This window comes from Burkholderia cenocepacia, from assembly GCF_900446215.1.
Lineage (GTDB): Bacteria > Pseudomonadota > Gammaproteobacteria > Burkholderiales > Burkholderiaceae > Burkholderia > Burkholderia cenocepacia.
Map to the genome: position 1 here is coordinate 987,972 of NZ_UAQZ01000012.1, position 14,884 is coordinate 1,002,855.

14 protein-coding genes are annotated in these 14,884 nt (G+C 69.0%); 6 read left to right on the plus strand and 8 right to left on the minus strand.

The window, feature by feature from the left end; translation table 11 throughout:
- Positions 1-278: 278 nt before the first annotated feature.
- Complete coding sequence (msrA, locus tag DTA15_RS22140) at positions 279-839, plus strand: peptide-methionine (S)-S-oxide reductase MsrA (RefSeq protein ID WP_006482471.1); 561 nt, start codon at positions 279-281, stop codon at positions 837-839.
- A gap of 22 nt (positions 840-861) precedes the next feature.
- On the opposite strand, the gene DTA15_RS22145 is transcribed toward msrA, so the two are convergent.
- The 3 genes from DTA15_RS22145 to pdxH form a co-directional block, all read right to left on the minus strand.
- Positions 862-2,157, minus strand: a complete 1,296-nt coding sequence (locus tag DTA15_RS22145; protein ID WP_006482483.1) for a DUF72 domain-containing protein — start codon at positions 2,155-2,157, stop codon at positions 862-864.
- A gap of 23 nt (positions 2,158-2,180) precedes the next feature.
- Positions 2,181-3,401 (minus strand): class I SAM-dependent methyltransferase, encoded by a 1,221-nt coding sequence (locus tag DTA15_RS22150; RefSeq protein ID WP_006482480.1) that lies wholly within the window; start codon positions 3,399-3,401, stop codon positions 2,181-2,183.
- 121 nt (positions 3,402-3,522) lie between these two features.
- Positions 3,523-4,167 carry a pyridoxamine 5'-phosphate oxidase gene (gene pdxH, locus DTA15_RS22155; RefSeq protein ID WP_006482475.1) on the minus strand — a complete coding sequence of 215 codons (645 nt, stop codon included), beginning with the start codon at positions 4,165-4,167 and terminating at the stop codon, positions 3,523-3,525.
- 128 nt (positions 4,168-4,295) lie between these two features.
- Between pdxH and tcdA the strand changes: the two genes are divergently transcribed.
- The gene (gene tcdA, locus DTA15_RS22160) at positions 4,296-5,153 is read left to right on the plus strand and encodes a tRNA cyclic N6-threonylcarbamoyladenosine(37) synthase TcdA (RefSeq protein WP_034178425.1); all 858 of its coding nucleotides are present in this window, start codon (positions 4,296-4,298) and stop codon (positions 5,151-5,153) included.
- Between the two features lie 103 nt (positions 5,154-5,256).
- Here the strand turns inward: tcdA and trxA are convergent, their stop codons facing one another.
- Complete coding sequence (trxA, locus tag DTA15_RS22165; protein ID WP_006482496.1) at positions 5,257-6,105, minus strand: thioredoxin; 849 nt, start codon at positions 6,103-6,105, stop codon at positions 5,257-5,259.
- A gap of 52 nt (positions 6,106-6,157) precedes the next feature.
- Positions 6,158-7,039, minus strand: coding sequence for a pirin family protein (locus DTA15_RS22170; protein ID WP_006482482.1), 882 nt, complete (start codon positions 7,037-7,039; stop codon positions 6,158-6,160).
- A 274-nt stretch (positions 7,040-7,313) separates the two neighbouring features.
- Between DTA15_RS22170 and DTA15_RS22180 the strand changes: the two genes are divergently transcribed.
- Complete coding sequence (locus DTA15_RS22180; RefSeq protein ID WP_012492837.1) at positions 7,314-8,192, plus strand: O-acetylserine/cysteine exporter; 879 nt, start codon at positions 7,314-7,316, stop codon at positions 8,190-8,192.
- Positions 8,193-8,237: 45 nt separating this feature from the next.
- Here the strand turns inward: DTA15_RS22180 and DTA15_RS22185 are convergent, their stop codons facing one another.
- Together DTA15_RS22185 and DTA15_RS22190 are read right to left on the minus strand one after the other, a co-directional pair.
- Positions 8,238-9,764 carry an N-acetylmuramoyl-L-alanine amidase gene (locus DTA15_RS22185; RefSeq protein ID WP_020979389.1) on the minus strand — a complete coding sequence of 509 codons (1,527 nt, stop codon included), beginning with the start codon at positions 9,762-9,764 and terminating at the stop codon, positions 8,238-8,240.
- The gene (locus DTA15_RS22190) at positions 9,746-10,300 is read right to left on the minus strand and encodes a bifunctional tRNA (adenosine(37)-N6)-threonylcarbamoyltransferase complex ATPase subunit type 1 TsaE/phosphotransferase (protein WP_012492836.1); all 555 of its coding nucleotides are present in this window, start codon (positions 10,298-10,300) and stop codon (positions 9,746-9,748) included. Before DTA15_RS22190 ends, DTA15_RS22185 begins: the two co-directional genes overlap by 19 nt.
- Positions 10,301-10,317: 17 nt before the next feature.
- Between DTA15_RS22190 and queG the strand changes: the two genes are divergently transcribed.
- The 3 genes from queG (at position 10,318) to xerD (ending at position 13,024) form a co-directional block, all read left to right on the plus strand.
- Complete coding sequence (gene queG / locus DTA15_RS22195) at positions 10,318-11,541, plus strand: tRNA epoxyqueuosine(34) reductase QueG (protein ID WP_006482484.1); 1,224 nt, start codon at positions 10,318-10,320, stop codon at positions 11,539-11,541.
- Positions 11,542-11,606: 65 nt separating this feature from the next.
- Positions 11,607-12,077 (plus strand): methylated-DNA--[protein]-cysteine S-methyltransferase, encoded by a 471-nt coding sequence (locus DTA15_RS22200; RefSeq protein ID WP_006482489.1) that lies wholly within the window; start codon positions 11,607-11,609, stop codon positions 12,075-12,077.
- Entirely contained in the window at positions 12,074-13,024 is a 951-nt protein-coding gene (xerD, locus tag DTA15_RS22205; RefSeq protein ID WP_012492835.1) for a site-specific tyrosine recombinase XerD, read from the plus strand. Before DTA15_RS22200 ends, xerD begins: the two co-directional genes overlap by 4 nt.
- Before the next feature lie 76 nt (positions 13,025-13,100).
- On the opposite strand, the gene DTA15_RS22210 is transcribed toward xerD, so the two are convergent.
- Positions 13,101-14,663, minus strand: coding sequence for a class I adenylate-forming enzyme family protein (locus tag DTA15_RS22210; RefSeq protein ID WP_006493679.1), 1,563 nt, complete (start codon positions 14,661-14,663; stop codon positions 13,101-13,103).
- Positions 14,664-14,884 lie beyond the last annotated feature (221 nt).

A 14,884-nucleotide genomic window follows, 5' to 3' on the forward strand; every position in this document is an offset into this window, starting at 1 on the left:
ATATCGATGTTCCGGCAGATGATGGTGGCATCGGGGTCGGGCATGCATCGGACGCTGTGCGGGCGCGACGGGTTGGCCGTCGCTTGCGCGTGCCTAAGTGTAGACGAGAAACCCGCGGCGGGCGCGTGCGGCGCCCTGTCCGATCTGCCAGTTGCGCGCGCGGGTGAGATACTTGACGAAGTGCCGCTGCCTCCCCCTCGCGGGCGGGCAACGGCGACGCGAAACGATGGCGCCGGCACGGGCGTGCCGGCTGCCGTCATCCACGAGGGACTGATTTCATGGGGAACGAGATGCTTGAAACCGCGACGCTCGGAGGCGGGTGTTTCTGGTGCACGGAGGCCGTGTTTCTCGACGTCGACGGCGTGACGGCCGTGCAGTCGGGTTACGCGGGCGGCCATACGCGCAATCCCGGCTATCGCGACATCTGCGAAGGCGACACGGGCCACGCGGAAGTCGTCAACGTGACGTTCGATCCGGCGCGCATCGGCTATCGCGAGATCCTCGAGATATTCTTCGCGACGCACGATCCGACCACGCTGAACCGGCAGGGCAACGACGTCGGCACGCAGTACCGGTCGGTCGTGTTCACGCATTCGGATGCGCAGCGCGATACCGCGCTCGACGTGATCCGCGAGCTCGAGCGCGAGCAGGTGTTCGGCCAGCCGATCGTCACGCAGGTCGTGCCGCTCGACGGCAATTACTGGCCGGCCGAGGACTATCATCAGAACTATTACGCGCGCAATCCGGGGCAGGGCTACTGCTCGGTCGTGATCGGGCCGAAGCTCGCGAAATTCCGGCAGAAGTTCGCGCACCGGCTGAAGTCGCTGCGCGGCGCGTGAGCGTCGACGGCGCAAGCCGCGATCACGCCGCCTCGTTGCGCCACTGCGCGCACGCGGCGGCGATTTCGCGCGCGAGCGCGATGCACGACAGCGGCGCGGAGCCTTCCGCCTTGTTGTTGATCGTGATGATCACCGGCTGCCCGGCCAGTGCGTAGCGCGCGGCCAGTTCGGCGAGCGCCGAGCGGGTGGCGGGATCCTCGTCGACGAGCTTGTCGAACGGCTCGTATTTCGCTTTCGCCTGCTCGTACTTGAACCCGCCGTGCAGGCTCCAGCGCACGATCAGCGGGCCCGGCGCGTCGCCGTCGAGCAGTGCGAGCGCGGCGGCCTGGCGCAGCGGGTCAGGCATCCGCGCGTGCAGGCCGACGCAATAGCGCACGCCGAGCGCGGCCAGGGCGCGGATGAAGCGCGGCGTGAGCAGGCTCGCGTCGCGGATCTCGATCGCGTAACGCGGGCCGTCGGCATCCGGCGGCAGCGGCGGCAGCGCCGCGAAGAACGCCGCGAGCCGGTCGATCAGCGCGGCCGGCGCCGCAAGCAGTTGATCGGGCAGCGGCGAGAACTGGAACACGAGCACGCCGGCTTTCCGGCCGAGCCCGTCGAGGCACGGCTGGACGAATTCACGGGTTGCGAGCGGTGCGTCGAGGAAGGTCGGGTTCGGCCCGGACGGCTCGCCGCGCCGGCCGCGGATCACCGCGTCGGTCACCGCGGCCGGCGCCTTCACGACGAAGCGGAAATCGTCGGGCACCTGCTGCGCGTAGCGCAGGTAGTCGGCCACCGACAGCGGGCCGTAGAACGAGCGGTCGAGGCTGACGCTCCTCAGCAGCGGATGCGCGCCGTACGCTTGCAGCCCTTCGCGCGACAGCTTCGTCTGCGCGAAATCGCCGTCGAAGACGATGCCGTTCCAGCCGGGGAAATACCACGACGACGTGCCGAGCCGCACGTTCGGCGGCAGGCCGGCCGCGGCGGCGGCCACGTCGGCCGAGATCGGCGCAGGCAGCACGCCGCGCTTGCGGCGGCCTTTTTTCGGCGCGGCGGCCGGCGGGGACGGTTCGTCCCACAGCAAACCGGACGACGGGGCAGGCGCGTCGTCGTCGGCGGCGGCGGGGCGGGAGGTCGAACGGGCGGGCGGGGGCGGTCGTGCGTGGTCCGGTGCGTCCGGCGTCACGGATTCATCGGCGCTGTCGTCGTGCGCGGGCGACGCGCGTGCGGCGTCCGTCGGCACGCCGAACAGGTCGAACTGTCCGTCGGCGTGCGACTCGTTGGCGTCGTCGTGCTGCTGTCGTTGCGGCGGCGCCTTGCGCCGCGTCCTGCCGTCACCCATGCATGCCCAGCGTAAGGCGCCGCCTAGCGCGGCAGCGCGTGTTCGTACATGTAGCGCCGCGACCACGGCAGCGTTTTCGCGCTGCGTCCGGCCTTGCGGCACACGATCTGGAAGATCGACACGTCGTCGTGCTCGAATGCATACGCGCAGCCGGCCAGATACACGCGCCAGATGCGGAATTTTTCGTCGTCGACGAGCTTTCGCGCCTCTTCGGCTTTCGCTTCGAAGTTTTCCGTCCAGATATCGAGCGTGCGCGCATAGTGCCGGCGCAGGCTTTCGACGTCAACCGCCTCGAGTCCGCCGCGCTGCGCCGCTTCGAGCGCGAGGCTGATGTGCGGCAGCTCGCCGTCCGGAAACACGTAGCGATCGATGAATTCGCCGCCGCCGAGCGCCGTTTCGCCGCTTTCCGCGTCGGTCGACGTGATCCCGTGATTCATCGCGATGCCGTCGTCGGTCAGCAGCTCGCGGATGCGCGAGAAATAGAGCGGCAGGTTCTTGCGGCCGACGTGCTCGAACATCCCGACGCTCGTGATGCGGTCGAACTGGCCTTCGATCTCGCGATAATCCTGCAGACGAATCTCGATCCTGTCTTCGAGCCCCGCGGCCTTCACGCGGGCGGTCGCGAGGTCGAACTGGTTCTGCGACAGCGTCACGCCGAGACACGTCGCGCCGAACTTCTGTGCGGCGCGCAGCACGAGCGCGCCCCAGCCGCAGCCGATGTCGAGCAGGCGCTGGCCGGGCTGCAGCTGGATCTTCGTCAGGATGTGGTCGATCTTCTTGATCTGCGCGGTGGCGAGATCCTCGTCGCCGTTCTCGAAGTACGCGCACGAGTACACCATGTTCTCGTCGAGCCACAGCTGGTAGAACTCGTTCGAGACGTCGTAGTGGTACTGGATCGCCTTCTTGTCGGTGCTCTTCGTGTGATTGAAGTAGCGCTTCACGCGGGCGAGCTTGCTTGCGCTGGTCACGGTGCTGCGCGCGAGCGAGTAGCCGATGTTGATGATGTCCGACAGCTTGCCTTCGATGTCGATCTTGCCTTTCACGTACGCCTCGCCGAGATTGTCGAGGCTCGGTTCGAGCAGCAGCGGCAATGCCGACGCGCTGTTCACCTTCAGCGTGACCTGCGGTGCGCTGAAGGTGCCGAAATCGAGTTGATCGCCGTTCCACAGCACGAGGCGCGCCGGTATGTTCGCTTTTGCCCGTACTTCATCCGCCCACTGTGCCAGCTTCTTTTCCCAGAACATTTGGATTCTCCGTTTGTTCGTTGAATCGAATACAGCCAAGTATCCTGACCGGCGCCCGCCGCTTGCGGCGCGGGCACCCGGATGCAACACGAGACACGACCGGCGTGCGCCGGCGCCGCGCTTACGGCGACAGGCGCGAGATCGTCCAGCCCGGCGACGCCGCGGCGTCGCGCGTGTAGAGCAGGCGGTCGTGCAGCCGCGACGGGCGCCCCTGCCAGAACTCGATCGAGTCGGGCACGAGGCGGTAGCCGCCCCAGTGCGGCGGGCGCGGCGGGTTGTCGCCGTAGCGTTCGCTGACGGCCTTTTCGCGCGCTTCGAGCGTCGCGCGGCTGTCGATCACGGCGCTCTGCTCCGACGCCCACGCGCCGATGCGCGAGCCGAGCGGGCGCGACGCGAAATAGCGGTCGCTTTCTTCCGCGCTGGTTTTCTCGATCCGGCCTTCGATGCGCACCTGGCGCTCGAGCTCGATCCAGTAGAACAGCAGCGCGGCCTGCGGATGCACGGCGAGATCGTGCCCCTTGCGGCTTTCGTAATTGGTGAAGAAGACGAACCCGCGTTCGTCGACGCCCTTGATGAGCACGATCCGGGCCGACGGCCGGCCGTCGGCGCCGACGGTCGCGAGTGTCATCGTGTTCGGCTCGGGCAGCTTGGCGGCGAGCGCCTCCTTGAACCAGCGATCGAACTGGGCGAAGGGGTCGGGGGCGGCATCGGCTTCGTCGAGCGAAGCACGTGAATAGTTGATGCGGAGATCGGCGAGAGTCGTCATGTTATGCAAACGCTTCAATCTGGGGCCAGTATAGCGAACGCGCGAGAATCGTGCGTGCACAGTGGCGCGTGCGGACGGGGAGTTCAGGCAAAATAGAGGGCTGCACGACTTACGTTTTCCTTGCTGCCATGTCCTCCGCCGACGCTGCCCCGCCCAGTTCTTCTGATCTTACCCCGACACCGGAAATCCAGCTTGACGTGGATCGCGCGCGGCGTTTCGGCGGCGTCGCGCGCCTGTATGGCGCGCCGGCCGCCGCCGCGTTCGAGCGGGCGCACGTCGCGGTGATCGGGATCGGCGGCGTCGGGTCGTGGGTGGCCGAGGCGCTCGCGCGCAACGCGATCGGCACGCTGACGCTGATCGATCTCGACAACGTCGCGGAAAGCAACACGAACCGGCAGATCCATGCGCTCGACGGCAATTTCGGCAAGCCGAAGGTCGACGCGATGGCCGAGCGGATCGCGCTGATCGATCCCGCGTGCCGCGTGAACCGGATCGAGGATTTCGTCGAGCCCGACAACTTCGACGCGCTGCTCGGCGGCGGCTTCGACTACGTGATCGACGCGATCGACAGCGTGCGCACGAAGGTCGCGCTGATCGCATGGTGCGTCGCGAAACGGCAGCCGTTGATCGTGGTCGGCGGCGCGGGCGGCCAGCTCGACCCGACGCGCATCCGCATCGACGATCTCGCACTGACGATCCAGGATCCGCTGCTGTCGAAGGTGCGTGCGCAGTTGCGCAAGCAGCATGGTTTTCCGCGCGGGCCGAAGGCGCGCTTCAAGGTCAGCGCCGTGTATTCGGACGAGCCGCTGATCTATCCGGAAGCGGCGGCCTGCGACATCGAGGACGGCGCCGAGCCGTCCACGGCCGCGCACGTCGCGGGGCTCAACTGTGCGGGCTTCGGTTCGAGCGTGTGCGTGACCGCGAGTTTCGGTTTCGCGGCGGCCGCGCATGCGCTGCGGGCGATCGCGGCGCAGGCGGCCGGCTGAGCGCGTGACGCGCGGGCAGGAAAGAGGGATGCCGCGGCGCGGGTAACGCGCCGCGAGCGATACGGCAAGTCGGCCGGGCGATCGCGGCCCGGCGCGTTGTGCATCAGTTGAGCGCCATGCTCAGCTTGCGTCGCCACCCGGCGACGAGGTCGGGGCGATCGCCGGCCAGCTCGAACACCGAGATCATCGTGCGGCGGCCGAGATCATCGCCGTACGTGCGATCGCGCGTCACGATTTCCAGCAACTGTTCCAGCGCGCCTTCGTACGCGCGCCGCGCGATCAGGCTCTGCGCAAGGTCGAAGCGTGCGTCGAGATCGGCAGGGTTTGCCGCGATGCGCGCTTCGAGCGCATCGGTCGGCGGCAGGTCGGCCGTGGCTTCGAGTGCGTCGAAACGGGTCTTGATCGCCTGGTAGCGCGGGTCGCCGTTCTGCACGGTTTGCGGCGACAGGCGCTCGGTCTCGGCACGCGCGGCGTCGACTTCATTGCGCGCCAGCAGCAGTTCGATCAGGTCGAGACGCGCGTCGTCGTAGCCGGGGTTCAGCGCGAGCGCCGCTTCGAGGTGCGCGAGCGCCTCGTCGAAGCGCTGTTCGGCCATCGCATACTGCGCGGCGCGGCGCTCGGCTTCCTCGGGGGCCGGCAGCAGCCGGTCGAGGAACGCGCGCAACTGGCCTTCGGGCAGCACGCCGACGAACTGGTCGACCGGGCGCCCGTCGGCGAACGCGATCACGTGCGGGATGCTGCGCGTCTGGAAGTGCGCGGCGAGTTCCTGGTTCTCGTCGACGTTGACCTTCACGAGCTTCCAGCGGCCTGCGTAATCGGCTTCGAGCTTTTCCAGCAGCGGGCCGAGCGTCTTGCAGGGGCCGCACCACGGCGCCCAGAAGTCGACCAGCACGGGCGTGTCCAGCGACGCCTCGATGACGTCTTTCTCGAATGTGGCAAGCGTGGTGTCCATGGCGTTCTCTTCCGTTCGAATATCGTCAGGATGGGGGCGGCGCGCGGCTTTTTCAACGCGGTTTCGCTTCGGGCAACGGAATCCATTCGGTCTCGCCGGGCACCTTGCCCATTTCCTGGCGCGTCCAGGCCGCTTTGGCCCGCTCGATCGCCTCGCGGCTGCTCGCGACGAAATTCCACTCGATGTAGCGTTCGCCGTCGATCCGGTCGCCGCCGAGCAGCATCGCGCGCGCGCCGCTGGCGCTCGTCAGCGTGACCGTCGCGCCCGGCACGAGTACGGCCATCTGTTCGGCCGGCACCGGCGTGCCGTCGATCGCGAGCTCGCCGTCGACCACGTAGACCGCGCGCTCCTCGTGCGATGCATCGAGTTCGAGCCGGCCGCCGGCCGCGAATTCGGCCGCGACGTACAGCGTGCGCGAGAACGTCGTCACGGGCGAATGCAGCCCGAACGCGTCGCCGGCGATCACCGTCAGCGCCACGCCGTCTGCGTCGCGCTTGGGCAGCGTGTCGGCCGCATGGTGCTCGAACGACGGTTCGGTCGTCTCGTGCGCCTGCGGCAGCGCGACCCAGGTCTGGATGCCGTGCACGGTGTGGCCGCTGGCGCGTTGCGCGTCGGGCGTGCGCTCGGAGTGGACGATGCCGCGGCCGGCCGTCATCCAGTTCACGTCGCCGGGCACGATTTCCTGCAGCGAGCCGAGGCTGTCGCGGTGCAGGATCGCGCCGTCGAACAGGTAGGTAACCGTCGCGAGTCCGATGTGCGGATGCGGGCGCACGTCGAGCCCCGTGCCGGCAGGCAGCGTCGCGGGCCCCATGTGATCGAAGAAGATGAACGGGCCGACGAGGCGTGCGGCGAGCGCGGGCAGCGTGCGGCGTACCTGCAGGTTGCCGATGTCGCGGACGTGCGGCTTCAGCAGGGCTTTGATCGAGTCGGTCATGGCGGGCCTCGTGGGGAACGGCTGGATTGCCGGTCATTGTACTGGCGGCGCGGCGGCGCGGCGGCGCGCGCGTGTGACGCGGAGCGCGGGGAACGCGAAATGCGCGCGCTGCGGCCGCGGCAGGCATGCGTCGTGCGGCATCCGCGGCGTGGCGCAAGCCGCTGCGCGCGCCGCCGATTCCATGCGGGCCGTGCGGGTATCGGGCCGGCCGGCGAAACCCGGTAGACTGGCCGGCTTTACAACAATGATTCGACAATCGAGGGAGACACCGATGATGGCCCCGAAGGACTTGCTGCTCGCGCTGGTCGTGATCCTGGCGTGGGGCGTGAACTTCGTCGTGATCAAGGTCGGCCTGCACGGCATGCCGCCGATGCTGCTCGGTGCGCTGCGCTTTACGCTCGCGGCCGTGCCCGCGGTGTTCTTCGTGCGTCGGCCGCAGATTTCGTGGCGGTTGCTGGTGCTGTACGGCGCGACGATCCAGCTCGGCCAGTTCGTGTTCCTGTTCACCGGCATGTACGTCGGCATGCCCGCCGGCCTCGCGTCGCTCGTGTTGCAGTCGCAGGCGTTCTTCACGCTGGTGTTCGCGATGCTGTTCCTCGGCGAGCGGCTGCGCGTGCAGAACCTGATCGGGCTCGCGATCGCCGCGGGCGGGCTCGTCGTGATCGCCGCGCAAGGCGGCCGCGCGATGACGCTCGCGGGTTTCCTGCTGACGATCTGCTCGGCCGCGATGTGGGCCTTCGGCAATATCGTCACGAAGAAGGTCGGGCGTGCGAACCTCGTGTCGCTCGTCGTATGGGCGAGCCTCGTGCCGCCGGTGCCGTTCTTTCTGCTGTCGCTGTGGTTCGAGGGGCCGCAGCGGATCGCGACCGCGCTAGCCGGACTGAACGGCGCGTCGATCTTCGCGGTCGTCTATCTCGCATTCGTCGCGACGCTGCTCGGCTACGGGCTGTGGAGCCGCCTGCTGTCGCGCTACCCGGCCGCGCAGGTCGCGCAGTTCTCGCTGCTGGTGCCGATCGTCGGGCTCGCGTCGTCGGCGCTGCTGCTAGACGAGCATCTGACGCAAACGCAACTGATCGGCGCCGCACTCGTGATGGGCGGGCTCGCGGTGAACGTGTTCGGCGGGAAACTGCTGAGCCGCTTCGCGGCGTCGTGACGCGCCGGCACGCGCTGCGTGCCGGCGGGGGGGAAGCGGTGGCGCTCAGGCCATCCGGCTCTTCGCGAGCGGCGGATTCGCGGCGAAATAACGCTTGATGCCGCGGAAGATCGCGTCGGCCATCTCGTCGCGATAGCTGTCGTCGTTGAGCCGGCGCTCTTCGTCCGGGTTGCTGATGAATGCGGTCTCGACGAGGATCGACGGAATGTCGGGCGCCTTCAGCACCGCGAACCCGGCCTGCTCGACCGAGCCCTTGTGCAGCTTGTTGATGCCGCCCACTTCCTTCAGCACGTAGTTGCCGTAGCGCAGCGAGTCGCGGATCTGCGCGGTCGTCGACATGTCGAACAGCGCGCGGTTCACCGCCGCGTCCGCCGTCTTGATGTTGATGCCGCCGATCAGGTCCGACGAATTCTCCTTGTTCGCCATCCAGCGCGCCGCGGCGCTCGTCGCGCCGTGGTCGGACAGCGCGAACACCGACGAGCCGCGCGCGGACGGCGTCGTGAACGCATCCGCGTGGATCGACACGAAGAGATCCGCGCCGACGCGGCGCGCCTTCTGCACGCGCACGTTCAGCGGCACGAAGAAGTCGGCGTCGCGCGTCATCATCGCGCGCATGTTCGGCGCGGCGTCGATCTTCGCGCGCAGCTTCTTCGCGATGTCGAGCGCGATGTGCTTCTCGTACGTGCCGTTGCCGCCGATCGCGCCCGGATCCTCGCCGCCGTGGCCCGGGTCGATCGCGACCGTCAGCAGACGCACGGTGCCGCCCTTGCCGGATTTCGGCGCGGTGAACTTGTAGGTGTCGCCGTCGTCGTCGCCGTCGTCGCGGCGCGCGATGACGGGCGGCGGCTTGACGGCCGGCTTCGCGGGCGTCGACGGCGTGCCGGCCGCCGGCGGCGTGTGCGGCGTAGTTGGCGTGTTCTGCGCGAAACGCTGGAAGAATGCGTCGCTGTTGTCGCCCGCGCCCGGCGGCGGGGTGCCGGGGCCCGCCAGCGTGGACGGCGGCTGCATCTGCTGCGCGCGCGCGGTGTCGTTGAGCGCCTGTTCCTTGCGTTCCGTCTGCGCGATCAGGTCGGACAGCGGATCGGGCGCGACGGCCGGATACAGGTCGAACACCAGCCGGTACTTGTACGTGCCGACGGGCGGCAGCGTGAACACCTGCGGCTTCACCGATCCTTTCAGGTCGAACACCATCCGCACGACGTGCGGCTGATACTGGCCGACGCGCACCGACTGGATCTGCGGATCGTTCGGCGCGATCTTCGAGACGAGGTCGCGCAGCGCCTGGTCGAGGTCGAGGCCGCTCAGGTCGACGACGAGACGGTCGGGACCCTGCAGCAGTTGTTGGCTATTCTGCAGCGGCTGGTCGGATTCGATCGTGACGCGCGTGTAATCGCGTGCGGGCCACACGCGCACGCCGAGCACCGACGACGCGTGCGCGAGCCGCGGCGCGACGAGGCCGAGCACCAGCGTCGACGCGCCCGCGCACAGGATCTGGCGGCGCCGCCAGTTGTGCGTCGCGGTGGCCGCCGATTCGATCGAGCGGAACGGTTTGATCAACATCTTTCGAGACATGCCTTTCCTGAAGCGCTGTACGCCCGGACGGTGAGGGCACGGCCGTCGCCATCCACGTCGAGCGAGAAAACCAGATCGGGCACGCCGAGCAGGGCGCCCGCCTGTTGCGGCCATTCGACGAGGCAGATCGCGCTGGAATTGAAATATTCGCGAAAGCCTGCATCGGACCATTCGGCCGGATCGTTGAATCGATACAGATCGAAGTGATAGACCTCGAGTTCCCCATCGCTGCGTTCGAGCGCGTACGGCTCGACGAGCGTATAGGTCGGGCTGCGCACGCGGCCCTGGTGGCCGAGGCCGCGCAGGATCGCGCGCACGAGGGTGGTCTTGCCCGCGCCGAGATCGCCGACCAGCTGGATCTGCAGCCCGTCGAACACATGCGCGCGGTCGAGCTCGAGGCGCGCCGCGTCGAGCGCGTGCGCGAAGCGGGTGCCGAAGGCCTCGGTTGCCGCTTCGTCGGCGAGCGCGATCACGCGCTCCGCGAGCGGGGCGGGCAACGTGGCGTCGTGAGGCGGTTGGCTGGGCGTGGCTGGCATTCTCGTAAAATAGTGCGATGAACCGACTACCGGAACGCGCCGCATCCGACAGGCCTTCGACTCGTGACGAAGGCGCGGCGCCGTGCGCGCTCGACGATGCGGCGTTGACTGCGCTCGCCGCTCGCATCAGGGCGTGGGGGCGCGAATTGGGTTTCGGGGCGATCGGCATCAGCGATACCGATCTCTCGGATGCCGAAGCGGGCCTCGCCGCCTGGCTGGAAGCCGGATACCACGGCGAAATGGATTATATGGCGAAACATGGGATGAAACGCGCGCGGCCGGCCGAACTTGTGGCCGGTACGCGACGCGTGATTTCCGTGCGGCTCGCCTATTTGCCGGCCCAAACGCTCGCTGACGGCGAGCCCGGCGCGCTCGTGCCGCACGACTGGCGCGCCCGCGAACGGGCACGGCTCGACGATCCGCAAGCGGCCGTCGTGTCGATCTATGCACGCGGCCGCGACTATCACAAGGTGCTGCGCAACCGGCTGCAGACGCTCGCGGAGCGTATCGAGCACGAGATCGGCGGGTTCGGCTACCGCGTGTTCACCGATTCGGCGCCGGTGCTCGAGGTCGAGCTCGCGCAGAAGGCCGGGGTCGGCTGGCGCGGCAAGCATACGCTGCTGTTGCAGCGCGATGCCGGCTCGCTGTTCTTTCTCGGCGAGATCTACGTCGACCTGCCGCTGCCGACCGACGCGCATACGGCGCCCGACCGCGCGCCGGAGACGCCCGGCGCGCATTGCGGCAACTGCACGCGCTGCATCGACGCGTGCCCGACCGGCGCGATCGTCGAGCCGTACCGCGTCGATGCGCGCCGCTGCATCTCGTACCTGACGATCGAGCTGAAAGGCAGCATCCCCGAGCCGCTGCGGCCGATGATCGGCAATCGCGTGTACGGCTGCGACGACTGTCAGCTCGTGTGCCCGTGGAACAAGTTCGCGCAGGCCGCGCCCGTCGCCGATTTCGACGTGCGGCACGGTCTCGATCGCGCGACGCTCGTCGAGCTGTTCGCGTGGGATGCCGACACGTTCGACACGCGGATGCAGGGCAGCGCGATCCGGCGCATCGGCTACGAAAGCTGGCTGCGCAATCTCGCGGTCGGGCTCGGCAATGCGCTGCGCGCGGGTGCGGACCGGCTCTCGCCGGCGGCGCGCGACGCGATCGTCGCCGCGCTGCGCGCCCGGGCCGACGATCCGTCGCCGCTCGTGCGCGAGCATGTCGAATGGGCGCTGCGGGCCGCGTGAAGGCGGCGTAAAGTGTCGTCGGCGCGCGGGCAGGGCCGCGCGCATCCCCCGGTCAGGAGAAGGCAATGTTCAACGCAGTCATCGACGCGCCGTTCGGCAAGGTCGGCATCCGTACGGATGCCGCGGTGGTGCGCGAGATCGTCTATCTGCCCGAATCGATGAAGTCGATCGATCCGGATTCGGCGCTCGCGAAGCGCGCGGTCAAGCAGATCGAACGTTATTTCGAGCGCGCGTCCGCACGCTTCGACCTGCCGCTCGCCGATGTCGGCAGCGCATTCCAGCATCGCGTGTGGGACGTGATCAGCGATATCCCGCCCGGCACGGTGCTCACCTACGGCCAGGTCGCGAAGCGGATCGGCAGCGCGCCGCGCGCGGTCGGCCAGGCGTGCGGCGCGAACTACTTCCCGCTCGTGATCCCGTGCCATCGCGTCGTCGCGGCGGGTGGCCTCGGCGGGTTCGCGAACCACGACGACAACGGCTATTACCAGCAAGTGAAGCGCTGGCTGCTGACGCACGAGGGTGTGCCGTACCGATGAGCGAACCTGTGACGACCCCCGAAGCCGACGACGATGCCGTCGCGGCATCGCCCGCGCTGCTCGCGAGCCGCGCGTCGATCGACGTGTTCTGCGATGCGTTGTGGCTCGAACACGGCCTCGCGCGCAACACGCTCGATGCGTACCGGCGCGATCTGGTGCTGTTTTCCCAATGGCTGGCCGCGACGCACGCCGCGCCGCTCGACGGCGCCGACGAGGCGATGGTGACCGGCTACATCGCCGCGCGCAGCGACGGCAAGGCGACGTCGTCGAACCGGCGACTGTCCGTGTTCCGTCGCTATTACGGCTGGGCCGTGCGCGAGCATCGCGCGAGCGCTGACCCGACGCTGCGGATCACGTCCGCGAAACAGGCGGCCCGGTTCCCGTCGACATTGTCGGAGGCGCAGGTCGAGGCGCTGCTGGGCGCGCCGGACATCGGCACGCCGCTCGGCCTGCGCGATCGCACGATGCTCGAGCTGATGTACGCGAGCGGGCTGCGCGTGAGCGAGCTCGTGACGCTGAAGACCGTCGAAGTCGGCCTCAACGAAGGCGTCGTGCGCGTGATGGGCAAGGGTTCGAAGGAGCGGCTCGTGCCGTTCGGCGAAGTCGCGCACGGCTGGATCGAACGCTACCTGCGCGACGCGCGGCCCGCGCTGCTCGGCGCACGCGCGGCCGATGCGCTGTTCGTGACCGCGCGCGGCGACGGGATGACGCGCCAGCAGTTCTGGAACATCATCAAGCGTCACGCGCAGCAGGCCGACGTGCGCGCGCACCTGTCGCCGCACACGCTGCGGCACGCGTTCGCGACGCACCTGCTGAACCACGGCGCCGACCTGCGCGTCGTGCAGTTGCTGCTTGGCCACAGCGACATCTCGACCACGCAGATCTATACGCACGTCGCGCGCGAGCGGCTCAAGACGCTGCACGCGCAGCATCACCCGCGCGGCTGACGCGCGACGCGGGCGTTCGACGCAGCGTGGTAGGGCGGGGCGCCGATGCGGACTGCGCCGCGCATCGCAGGGCGCGTCAGACGAGCTCGCGCAGCCGGTGCTTGAGCACCTTGCCGGTCGATGCGGCCGGCAACGCATCGAGCACGCGGATGTGCGCAGGGCGTTTGTAAGCGGTGAGCCGGTCCGCGCACCATGCGTGCAATGCCGCCTCGTCGACCGCCGCGCCCGGCACGCGCTCGACGAACGCGAGCACTTCCTCGTTGCCGTCGATCGCGCGGCCGATCACGGCCGCCTGCACGACGTCCGGATGCGCGTTCAGCACCTGCTCGACCTCGACCGGATACACGTTGAAGCCCGAGCGGATGATCAGCTCCTTGCTGCGGCCCGCGATCGTCACCGCGCCGTCCGCGTCCTGCCGCGCGAGATCGCCGGTGCTCAGCCAGCCGTCCGGCGACACGGCCGCGCGCGTCGCATCCGCGTTGCGGTAGTAGCCGAGCATCACGTTCGGCCCGCGCACGCGGATCTCGCCGACTTCGCCCGGCGGCACGTCGGTGCCGTTCGGCGCGACGATCCGCACGTCGACGCCCGGAATCGGCACGCCGACCGAACTGTCCGTGCGCGGCGCGTCGAGCGGCGTCTGCGTGATCGTCGGGCTGCTTTCGGTCATCCCGTAGCCGTTGTGCAGCGGCACGCCGTACAGGCGCTCGACGCGTGCCTTCAGGTTCGCATCGAGCGGCGAGCCGCCCGAATATGCGAAGCGCAGCCGCGGCGCGCGCCATGCGTGGCCGTGCGTGTGCAGGTGTTCGAGCAGCTTCGCGTGCATCGCGGGCACGCCCTGGAAGATCGTCACGCCTTCGTCGGCGAGCGCGACGCGGACGGCTTCCGGCGAGAAGCGCGGCGCGAGCCGCAGCGTCGCGCCTGCATACAGGCTGCCCAGGCACACCGATGCGAGCCCGTACACGTGCGACACGGGCAGCACCGTGTAGACGACGTCGTCCGGCGACACGCGGCGCAGCGCGCTCGACGTCGCCGCGATGAACAGCAGGTTGCGGTGCGACAGCATCACGCCTTTCGGCGTGCCGGTCGTACCGGTCGTGTAGATCAGCGCCGCGCATTGGGCGGCGCCGTCGGCGGCCACCGGTTCGGCGGGCGCGCTCGCGTCGACGCGATACGACCACGCGCCGATGTCGACCGGCAGCGCGCCGGCCGGCATTGCGCCGAGCCGCTCGGCGTGGGCGCGCGCGTCGGGTGAGACGTCCGTCGTGAACGCGGTCAGCTTAGGGCGTGCATGCGCTGCGATCGCATCGAGTTCGGCGGCCGACAGCCGTGCGTTCGACACGAGCGCCCACGCGTCGAGGCGGGCGGCCGCGAACAGCAGCACGATCTGCGCGACGCAGTTTTCCGCGACGATCATCACGCGGTCGCCGCCTTGCACGCCGAGGCTCGCCAGCCGCGCGGCCGCCGCATCGACGGCCTGCGCCAGATCGCCGTACGACAGGCGGCGCGCATCCTCGATCAGCGCCGGCTGCGCGGGCGACTGCGCGGCCCGGCGCGCGGGCACGTCGGCGATGCGACGCGGCAGCGCGGCGAGCAGCGCATCGACATCGAGCGATTCGGATGAACGGACGGGCGAGGACATGGCGTCTCCAGATGAGGGGCCGGCGGCGGGCCGACGATATTTGCGAACGATCGTGCCATGACGGCGCGCGCGCCACAATTGGCCAATCGGGCAATAGCGCTTCACGATGTCTGCAATGATGATGGGCGAGATCGTGACCGCGATGCGGCGGGCCGGCGGAAAACGGGCCGCGAGTATACCGTCGGCGCCGGCACGCGATTGCGCGAGCGTCGATCGTTCGC

What these genes read in the sequence shown, in the direction of transcription:
- msrA (WP_006482471.1), top strand. Translation starts at nt 279, where the DNA reads ATGGGGAACGAGATGCTTGAAACCGCGACGCTCGGAGGCGGGTGTTTC.
- DTA15_RS22145 (WP_006482483.1), bottom strand. Translation starts at nt 2,157, where the DNA reads ATGGGTGACGGCAGGACGCGGCGCAAGGCGCCGCCGCAACGACAGCAG.
- DTA15_RS22150 (WP_006482480.1), bottom strand. Translation starts at nt 3,401, where the DNA reads ATGTTCTGGGAAAAGAAGCTGGCACAGTGGGCGGATGAAGTACGGGCA.
- pdxH (WP_006482475.1), bottom strand. Translation starts at nt 4,167, where the DNA reads ATGACGACTCTCGCCGATCTCCGCATCAACTATTCACGTGCTTCGCTC.
- tcdA (WP_034178425.1), top strand. Translation starts at nt 4,296, where the DNA reads ATGTCCTCCGCCGACGCTGCCCCGCCCAGTTCTTCTGATCTTACCCCG.
- trxA (WP_006482496.1), bottom strand. Translation starts at nt 6,105, where the DNA reads ATGGACACCACGCTTGCCACATTCGAGAAAGACGTCATCGAGGCGTCG.
- DTA15_RS22170 (WP_006482482.1), bottom strand. Translation starts at nt 7,039, where the DNA reads ATGACCGACTCGATCAAAGCCCTGCTGAAGCCGCACGTCCGCGACATC.
- DTA15_RS22180 (WP_012492837.1), top strand. Translation starts at nt 7,314, where the DNA reads ATGGCCCCGAAGGACTTGCTGCTCGCGCTGGTCGTGATCCTGGCGTGG.
- DTA15_RS22185 (WP_020979389.1), bottom strand. Translation starts at nt 9,764, where the DNA reads ATGTCTCGAAAGATGTTGATCAAACCGTTCCGCTCGATCGAATCGGCG.
- DTA15_RS22190 (WP_012492836.1), bottom strand. Translation starts at nt 10,300, where the DNA reads ATGCCAGCCACGCCCAGCCAACCGCCTCACGACGCCACGTTGCCCGCC.
- queG (WP_006482484.1), top strand. Translation starts at nt 10,318, where the DNA reads ATGAACCGACTACCGGAACGCGCCGCATCCGACAGGCCTTCGACTCGT.
- DTA15_RS22200 (WP_006482489.1), top strand. Translation starts at nt 11,607, where the DNA reads ATGTTCAACGCAGTCATCGACGCGCCGTTCGGCAAGGTCGGCATCCGT.
- xerD (WP_012492835.1), top strand. Translation starts at nt 12,074, where the DNA reads ATGAGCGAACCTGTGACGACCCCCGAAGCCGACGACGATGCCGTCGCG.
- DTA15_RS22210 (WP_006493679.1), bottom strand. Translation starts at nt 14,663, where the DNA reads ATGTCCTCGCCCGTCCGTTCATCCGAATCGCTCGATGTCGATGCGCTG.